This is a genomic window from Mesorhizobium sp. M7A.F.Ca.CA.004.12.1.1 (assembly GCF_003997835.1).
GTDB lineage: Bacteria > Pseudomonadota > Alphaproteobacteria > Rhizobiales > Rhizobiaceae > Mesorhizobium.
Genome location: NZ_RZRK01000234.1, coordinates 1 through 7902, shown reverse-complemented (window position 1 = coordinate 7902; position 7902 = coordinate 1). Strand labels below are relative to the sequence as shown.

At 62.3% G+C, this 7902-nt stretch carries 5 protein-coding genes and 3 pseudogenes; 3 read left to right on the top strand and 5 right to left on the bottom strand.

Translation table 11 applies throughout. The annotated features are described in order from the left end of the window. The 3 genes and pseudogenes from EN984_RS38765 to EN984_RS38755 all read right to left on the bottom strand — a co-directional run. Window positions 1-281 (bottom strand): annotated as a pseudogene (locus EN984_RS38765) (hypothetical protein); the annotation flags it as partial. Between the two features lie 42 nt (window positions 282-323). Next, window positions 324-473 (bottom strand): annotated as a pseudogene (locus EN984_RS38760) (hypothetical protein); the annotation flags it as partial. Window positions 474-478: 5 nt separating this feature from the next. Next, complete coding sequence (locus EN984_RS38755) at window positions 479-682, bottom strand: hypothetical protein (protein WP_236383301.1); 204 nt, start codon at window positions 680-682, stop codon at window positions 479-481. A gap of 143 nt (window positions 683-825) precedes the next feature. Here EN984_RS38755 and EN984_RS14510 point away from each other — a divergent pair, with 143 nt between their 5' ends. From EN984_RS14510 to EN984_RS14500, 3 genes are all read left to right on the top strand, one after another. Continuing rightward, window positions 826-2733, top strand: coding sequence for a propionyl-CoA synthetase (locus EN984_RS14510; RefSeq protein ID WP_127269156.1), 1908 nt, complete (start codon window positions 826-828; stop codon window positions 2731-2733). Window positions 2734-2846: 113 nt separating this feature from the next. After that, window positions 2847-3929 carry an acyltransferase gene (locus EN984_RS14505; protein ID WP_127269155.1) on the top strand — a complete coding sequence of 361 codons (1083 nt, stop codon included), beginning with the start codon at window positions 2847-2849 and terminating at the stop codon, window positions 3927-3929. A 247-nt stretch (window positions 3930-4176) separates the two neighbouring features. Beyond that, window positions 4177-4935 (top strand): metallophosphoesterase family protein, encoded by a 759-nt coding sequence (locus EN984_RS14500; RefSeq protein ID WP_127269154.1) that lies wholly within the window; start codon window positions 4177-4179, stop codon window positions 4933-4935. Between the two features lie 76 nt (window positions 4936-5011). On the opposite strand, the gene EN984_RS14495 is transcribed toward EN984_RS14500, so the two are convergent. Continuing rightward, on the bottom strand, window positions 5012-7399 hold the full coding sequence (locus tag EN984_RS14495) for a polysaccharide biosynthesis tyrosine autokinase (RefSeq protein WP_127272247.1): 2388 nt from the start codon (window positions 7397-7399) through the stop codon (window positions 5012-5014). 225 nt (window positions 7400-7624) lie between these two features. Then, window positions 7625-7902: pseudogene (locus tag EN984_RS14490) on the bottom strand (UTP--glucose-1-phosphate uridylyltransferase); the annotation flags it as partial.

Below are 7902 nucleotides of genomic sequence, written 5' to 3'. Positions count from 1 at the left end.
GTCTTGTCCTCGTGCAGGATTTTGAACGGCTTGCCATCCTGGCCTTGCAGCGTCAGCCGGAAGCCGAGGGCCTTGCCCGCCTTCTCACCCTGAAGTGGCTTTTCCTCTTGAAGTAGCTGGTCGCCTTGCCGCGTCACATCGAAACTCGCCGAACAATCGCTCGTGCTGGCCGCCAGGATTTCGTCGAGCTGGATGGTCGAAATGCCTGTTTCGCCATGGAGCGGCGCCAGCCATTTCTGCGACACCTGCTCGAGGTGAGAAATGTCGTTGTAGGCAACCATTTCGCCCGGAAAGGTGAACTTGTCGGAAGCCGCCTGCTCGGCTGGGGATGTGATGGCATATTGGGCGAGAATGGGCGCCGCCTGAGCGGCGGCCTGCGCCCTCGCCTGCTCCAGCGTCAGTGTCGCCTCCTCCGTCTCGTCGACGACGAGGATCGGCTTACCGCCAACGAGCTGATCCGTGCGGGTATCGATGATGTCTATCTGCGACCAGCCAGAGTCCGAGGCGCCGGCGTCGAGCGTTCATATTGCTCGAAGGCGAAATAAGCGCCATCCGGCGAAAAGCCGATGATGTGCCGTGCCGCGGCATCGCCAGCCTGAGCGGTTCCAGCGGAGATCGCGAGCACGACACCCATGACCAATGGGAGCGCAAGGCGCCCGATGATCCGCACAGCAGCAAACATCCCCACTCCAATCTGGAATCGCAATTTCATAGCTGCTTGCCCCCAAGCGCCAGGTCGATATCGGCCGTACAATGGCGTGCATTTGCGGCCAAGGGTAGAGCGCGCTATCTGGAGGGAAGAAAATCATTCCTGGGGAGGTATGGATGGCTTCACGCTATCACGAGGTCTATGAAGGCTGGAAACGCGACCCGGAACGCTTCTGGGCGGACGCAGCCGGCGCCATCGACTGGTATTCGCCCTGGGACAAGGTGTTCGACGCCACGGCTGGCGTCTATGGCCGCTGGTTCACCGGCGCCACCTGCAACACCTGCTACAACGCCATCGACCGCCATGTCGCGGGCGGGCGCGCCGACCAGATCGCGCTGATCCATGACAGCGCGATCACAGGAACGATCAGGAAGTTCACCTATGCCGAGTTGAAGCGCGAGGTGGTTGCACTCACCTCGGTGCTGAAGAACCGTGGTATTCGTAAGGGTGACCGCGTCATCATCTACATGCCGATGGTGGCCGAGGCGGCCATCGCCATGCTGGCCTGTGCCCGCATCGGCGCCGTGCATTCGGTGGTCTTCGGCGGCTTTGCCTCGCATGAGCTTGCCACCCGCATCGACGACGCCAGGCCGAAGCTGATCATTTCGGCATCCTGCGGCCTGGAGCCAGGCCGCGTCGTCGCCTACAAGCCGTTGCTCGACAAGGCGATAGAGATTTCCCGCCACAAGCCGGACGCCTGCCTGATCCTGCAGCGCGACCAATTGCGCTGCGAGCTGAAGGAGCATTTCGACATCGACTACGCCGATGCCGTCGCCCGCGAACGGGCAGCGGGCGCCAATGTCGATTGCGTGCCGGTGCTGGCCACCGATCCGCTCTACATCATCTACACATCGGGCACGACCGGCCAGCCCAAGGGCATCGTGCGCGACAATGGCGGCCATATGGTCGCGCTGAAATGGACGATGGAAAACGAGTTCGGCGTCAAGCCGGGCGAGGTGTTCTGGGCGGCGTCCGATGTCGGCTGGGTGGTCGGCCATTCCTACATCGTCTACGGACCGCTGCTGCATGGCTGCACAAGCATCCTGTTCGAAGGCAAGCCTGTGGGCACGCCCGATGCCGGCACCTACTGGCGGGTGATAGCGGAGCATGGTGTCGTAGCCCTTTTCACCGCACCGACCGCGTTCCGCGCCATCAAGGGGCAGGACCCGAAGGGCGAGTTCATTGCGAAATACGACCTCTCGAAGTTCCGCACGCTGTTTCTTGCCGGCGAGCGCGCCGACCCGGAAACCATCAAATGGGCGGAGCAGAAGCTGAATGTGCCTGTGGTCGACCATTGGTGGCAGACCGAGACCGGCTCGCCGATGACGATCAATCCCGCCGGCCTTGGCCTGCTGCCGGTGAAATACGGCTCGCCCGGCGTGCCGATGCCCGGCTACGACATCCGCGTGCTCGACGATGCTGGCCATGAGGTGCAGCGGGGCACGCTGGGCAATGTGGTGATCAAACTGCCGCTGCCGGCCGGCTGCCTGCCGACGCTGTGGAATGCCGATCAACGGTTCCGCCAGGCCTATCTCGACGAGTTCCCCGGCTTCTACAAGACGGCGGATGCCGGCATGGTCGACGAGGACGGCTATCTCTACGTCATGGCTCGCACCGATGACATCATCAACGTCGCCGGCCACCGGCTGTCGACCGGCGCCATGGAAGAGGTGCTTTCGGCCCATCCCGATGTCGCCGAATGCGCGGTGATCGGCATTGCCGACGCCATGAAAGGCCAGGTTCCGCTGGGCTTCGTGGTGTTGAATGCGGGTGTGACCCGCGATATCGGCTCTATCGAGAACGAGGTGGTCGGTCTGGTGCGCGAACGCATTGGCCCGGTCGCCGCCTTCAAGACGGTGGTGACGATCAAGCGCCTGCCCAAGACGCGTTCGGGCAAGATCCTGCGCGGCACCATGCAGAAGATCGCCGACAAGGAAGAATGGACCATGCCGGCGACGATCGACGATCCGGTCGTCCTCGACGAGATCACCAAGGCCCTGAAGGAACGCGGAATCGGACTTTGAGCCACTGAAGGGTGGGCCGCGGACGACCTTTTCGATCGGCAAGCAATACTTTTATTGTGCGACGCAGCAATGCACCCTAAAGTCGTTCGCGGGGGGACATCGACAAAGGTCGCATGGCTCAGCAGAAGATTACATTTGGTGGCGTAGACATCCTGCGCTTTCTCGCCGCCGTCATGGTCATGGTCTACCACTATGGCTTCTGGGTGTGGGCGTATCCGGACGGTGTTTCGGCGCGCGCCACGGGCGGCGTTCCCCCGCAGCCGGCAATAGGCGCCTGGGTCGAATCCGGCTGGGTCGGCGTCCAGATCTTCTTCGTCATCAGCGGTTTCGTCATCGCCTTCAGCGCCGAAAGGTCGACACCCCTGCAGTTTTTCGAAGCAAGGGTGAAACGGCTGGCGCCGGCGGTTTGGATCTGCGCCCCGGTCACCGCGGTGGTGCTGCTGCTTGTCGGCCTCAGTTGGCCGACCGATGCCGTCATCAGGCTCCTACGCACCGGCCTGTTCGTTCCGTACGCGCCTTGGGTGGACAGCGTCTACTGGACGCTGGGCATCGAGATCGCCTTCTATGCCATCGTCTGGATCCTGCTCAGCTTTGGCCGCTTCCATCTGATGGAGATTGTGGCCGTCGCCATCGGCTTGGTCAGCACGTTGTTCTGGTGCCTCTACTACCCGCTCGGCTGGGCCGATCTTGCCGAAACACGCACACTCGACCTGCTGCTGGTGCATCACGGCGTTTTCTTCGCCACCGGCGTCATGCTGTGGCTGATGCGCTTCAAGGCGGTGACAGGCGCCCGACTTGCCTTCTGCGCCCTGTTCCTGGCCGGTGGTGTGCTGCAGATCGCCAGTTCGGTCGACGTTCATATCCTGAAGGTCGGGCGGGATATGCCGTTCGCGCCGCCGATCCTCATCTTCCTCATTGGCATCGCGCTGATGGCATGGTCTCTGCGGCTCAACCTCTCTTGGAGCGGCTGGCGCCGGATCGGGCTGATGACCTACCCGCTCTACCTGCTGCACGATGTCGTCGGCGCGGCCCTGCTCGGCATCCTGGTTCGCGCCGGTCTGCCACATCTGTTCTCGATGGCGGTCGTCGGCGCGACGATGATCGCGGCAAGCTGGCTGGTGGCGATCGAGGCCGAACCACGCATCCGGCTGCTGCTCGACCACACCGTTTTCCGCTATCGGCTCAAGGCAGCCTGACGACGATCCGGCAGACCGGGCCGGCTGCCGACCTAAAGCATGTCGCGCCTGAGCGGATTCAGGCCCGCTTCAGGCCTTTGTTTCCACAGATCGTTCTCCCAAAACCGAGCTCATTTCTGAGCAACATGCATTTGCGGTCCCGACCCGGCGGGGCTGCATTTTCCACGATTGCGGAATTCTCCGTTTCGGGCATGATAACAGGCACTTATGCCTTCCGTATGAGAGCTTGCCTCGAGACGCCCCGCACGTGACCCTGTTCCAGCGAAAACCCCGGATCGCGGCGCGTGCGCGCCTCGATATCGACATGCAGGACGCCGTCGTCTATGCGATCGGTGACGTGCATGGCTGCTACAAGGAACTCCGTGCCCTGGAGCAGAAGATCCTGCTCGATTCGCTGCGCTTCCAGAGCCGCAAGATCATCGTCATGCTTGGCGACTACATCGACCGGGGGCTTCAGTCGGCCCGGGTGCTGGATCACCTCGTGGCGCCGCCGCCGAAAGGGTTTCAGCGCATTTGTCTTGCCGGCAACCACGAAGTGGCGATGCTGAACTATCTCGACGGAAATCTGTCCCGCAAGCCCTGGCTGGCGACGGGCGGCCTGCAAACCCTGTTTTCCTATGGCATCGATCCGGCGCGCCTCGCCAGCCTCTACGGGAGCAGCGCGCAGATCGACCGACGCATAAGGGAGATCATTCCAGACGATCACGTCAGCTTCCTGCGCGGGCTGCCGATCATGGTCCGTTCGCGGAAGTTCGTGTTCGTCCACGCCGGCATCAGGCCCGGCGTCGACCTTGCGGCGCAAACCGACCACGACCTGGCCAACATCCGTTCGGACTTCTTCGAGGCAACGCACCTGCTCGACCGCTGGGTGGTGCACGGGCATACTCCGGTGGACGTCCCGAAGCTCGAAGGGCGCCGGCTCGGCATCGACACAGCCGCCTTCCAGAGCGGACGCCTGACCGCCGTCAGGATCGCCGACAAGCAAGGCAGGCTGATCTTCTCCTGACGCGCATCGATATTCAGGTGTGCTGACCTGAAGATCGATACACTTCAGAGAGGGTCCACTCGCGCAACGGTCGACGTCACACCGGCGCCTTGCCGCGCACTTCCGACTTTTCCAGATAGTAGCTCGAATATTTATCAAAGAATTTTTCCGACCCGCCGAACGATCCGTATTTGGCCAGTTTCTTCAAATCGACCTTGTTCAGCACCGCGCCGACGATCTTGTTGGCGACATAGGGTTCGGATTCCAGCATCGACCTGACCATCGCGCGTGGGGTGCGCCCCCACTCGGTGACCAGTACAAAACCGTCGACCAACGGCGCGAAGGCCTTGGCGTCGACCACCGGTCCGAGCGGCGGCAGATCGACGACGATGTATTCGAACGTCTCCTTGGCGTTCTCGATGAAGCGTCGCATGCCGGCCGAGGAGAGAAGTTCGCTGGTATGCGAGAAATGACCGCGCAGCACCGCCGGGATGATCGCCAGCTTCGTCTGCCTGTCGATCTTGCCGACGGACTGCCAGGTCTGGCCACTGACCACCGCTTCCATCAAGCCCTGCTCGGTTTCCATGCCAAGGCCCCGGCTGAGGCCGGGATTGCGCAAGTCGCCGTCGATCAGCAGCGTCTTGGAGCCATTGGCGGCGAGCAAGCCGGCGAGATTTGCCGCGACCGTCGACTTGCCTTCGCCGGGAAGCACCGAGATGACGCCGATGACGCGGCTGCCTTGCCCTTCCATCACGACGTCGAAGGCGATCTTGGCGCTTCGCAGCGTTTCGGAGAACATCGAGGCTGGAGAATCGATGCTGACCCGCATGCGCGCCCGCCTTTCGGCCGCCGACAGCGATTGGGTGGTCTTGGCGTCTACCTGGGTCTCGCCCGGCTTTTCTTCCTTGCCGAGCTTGCCGCCGATCGTGGGGAGATAGCCGAGGAATTTCAGGTTGACGCGGTCGCGCACGTCCTCGCCGGTCCTGAAGAAGCGTTCGTTGAACTCGTTCAGGCCACCAAAGCCGGCGCCCATCAGCAGGCCAAGCACCAGCGAAAGCCCGAGCACGACGATTGTGCGCGGGCTCGAGGCCGCCATCGGCATCGAAGCGTCGGAGATGATGCGGATCTTGCCGACAGGGAAGGATTGCTGTTGCGCGGCTTCCTCATAGCGGCCGAGGAATGTCTGGTAGAGCGTGGTGAGCGCCGTCGCCTGCTGATCGAGTTCACGCAGCTTGACTTGCGTCTGGTTGTCGACGGAACTCTTGCCCTGTGCGGCCGCGACGTTGGCCCTGAGCGCGGTCTCGCGTGCCTGCGCCACCTCATATTCGTTGCGATAGCTTTCGGTCAGCTGCTTCAGCTCGCCGAAAATCTGCGTCGATATGTCGGCCTTCTCCTTGGAGAGAGCCACCGCCTGCGGGTGCTCGGGGCCGAAATTCGCCTCGACGTCCTGCAGACGCTTGGCCACCGTGAGATAGCGGGTCTTGAGCGCCGATATGACCGAGCTGCTCGGCTGGTCGCTCGATATGGCGGCATCCTTGAAGGCGTTTTCGGAGCCGCTGTCGACAATGGCTTTGTACTGCTGGTAGCGGGCGCTGGCGCGCGCGGTGTCGGCCTGCGCCACGATAAGCTGGGCGTTGAGGTCGGAAAGCTGCTTGTCGCTCATCAGCTGGCCGTCGCTGTTGGCGGCCAGCCCGTGTTCGGCCCTGAATTTCTCAACCGCAAGCGAAGCTGCCTGCGAGCTCTGGCGCAGCTCCGTCAACCGGCCCTGGAGCCAGACCGCAGCCCGCTCGGTGGCATCGAAGCTGGCATCGAGCTGATCGGCGAGATAGGCATCGGCGTAGGCCTTGGTGATGGCGTTTGCCAAGGCCGGGTCCGTCGCCTGATAGCCGAGCGCGATGACGTAGCTTCGCCCGATGCGCGTTGCCCGCACCTCGCTCTGCAGCTTGAGGATCGCGTAGTCGCGGCGCGACGTGGCGATCAGCGCATCGCGGGCGGCCGGGTCGAGCTTGCTGAAGTCAGTGCCACCCGGCATGGAAGAGCTGGGGCGGACATACTGGATCAGGCCGCGGATGAGGCCTATGCCTTGGGCAAGCGCCGACTGGGGCGGATTCATGAATGTGTCGTTCTGGTCGAGCTTCAGCTTGTCGACGACCACGGCGGCAAGCCGCGTCGAGGTCAGGATCTCGATCTGGCTCAGGATCGCCGAATCGGTCTGCATGGTTGTCGACGTCGCCGAAATGTCGTCGACGATTTTGTTCAAGCCCTCATCGATCAGCACGCTGGCGACCGACTGATATTTAGGCGGCGTCGTCTGCAAATAGAGCAAGCCCAGGAAGAGACCGATGACGGCACACACGGCAACCACCTTGGCCTGCCGTGCGGCCATGCCAAGCAGCCGCTCGATATCGATGAAGTCTTCGCCGTCTCCTGCGTCCGAATTCGGCAATGGCATCCTCTTGTCGAGAGGAAAGTTGGCATAATTCATCTTCGGTCCAATTCTAGAGCCGGTCCATCGCAATGGACTCTATCTCACTGTTTCAACATGATCTTTTCCGGAAACCGGGACCCACTTTCCGGGATCATGCCTTGGCTTGCAGGCGCCTCGAAGATCGGGAGCATCGCCAGAAGCGAAGCAAGCGTCGTGCCAGACGGCGAGAACCTGCCGGCCCCTCTTCGCCGGCCATCTGACCATGCTCCCGAAAGATGGGCATTATGCGGCTTCTTCCTGGCGTTCATGCGACCGGACGAACTCCTGAAGCATCTCGAAAACCGGACCCTTCATGTCGTCGCGCGCCAGCGCGAAGGCGATGTTGGCCTGGATGAACCCTTCCTTGGAACCGCAGTCGAACATGCGACCCTTAAAAGGCTGGGCGAAGAACGACTGATCCTTCGACAGACGAACCATGGCGTCCGTCAATTGAATCTCGTTGCCGGCGCCGCGCTGCTGATTGCCCAGAAGCGCGAAAATCTCGGGCTGCAGGATGTAGC

What these genes read in the sequence shown, in the direction of transcription:
- EN984_RS38755 (WP_236383301.1), bottom strand. Translation starts at nt 682, where the DNA reads ATGTTTGCTGCTGTGCGGATCATCGGGCGCCTTGCGCTCCCATTGGTC.
- EN984_RS14510 (WP_127269156.1), top strand. Translation starts at nt 826, where the DNA reads ATGGCTTCACGCTATCACGAGGTCTATGAAGGCTGGAAACGCGACCCG.
- EN984_RS14495 (WP_127272247.1), bottom strand. Translation starts at nt 7,399, where the DNA reads ATGAATTATGCCAACTTTCCTCTCGACAAGAGGATGCCATTGCCGAAT.
- EN984_RS14505 (WP_127269155.1), top strand. Translation starts at nt 2,847, where the DNA reads ATGGCTCAGCAGAAGATTACATTTGGTGGCGTAGACATCCTGCGCTTT.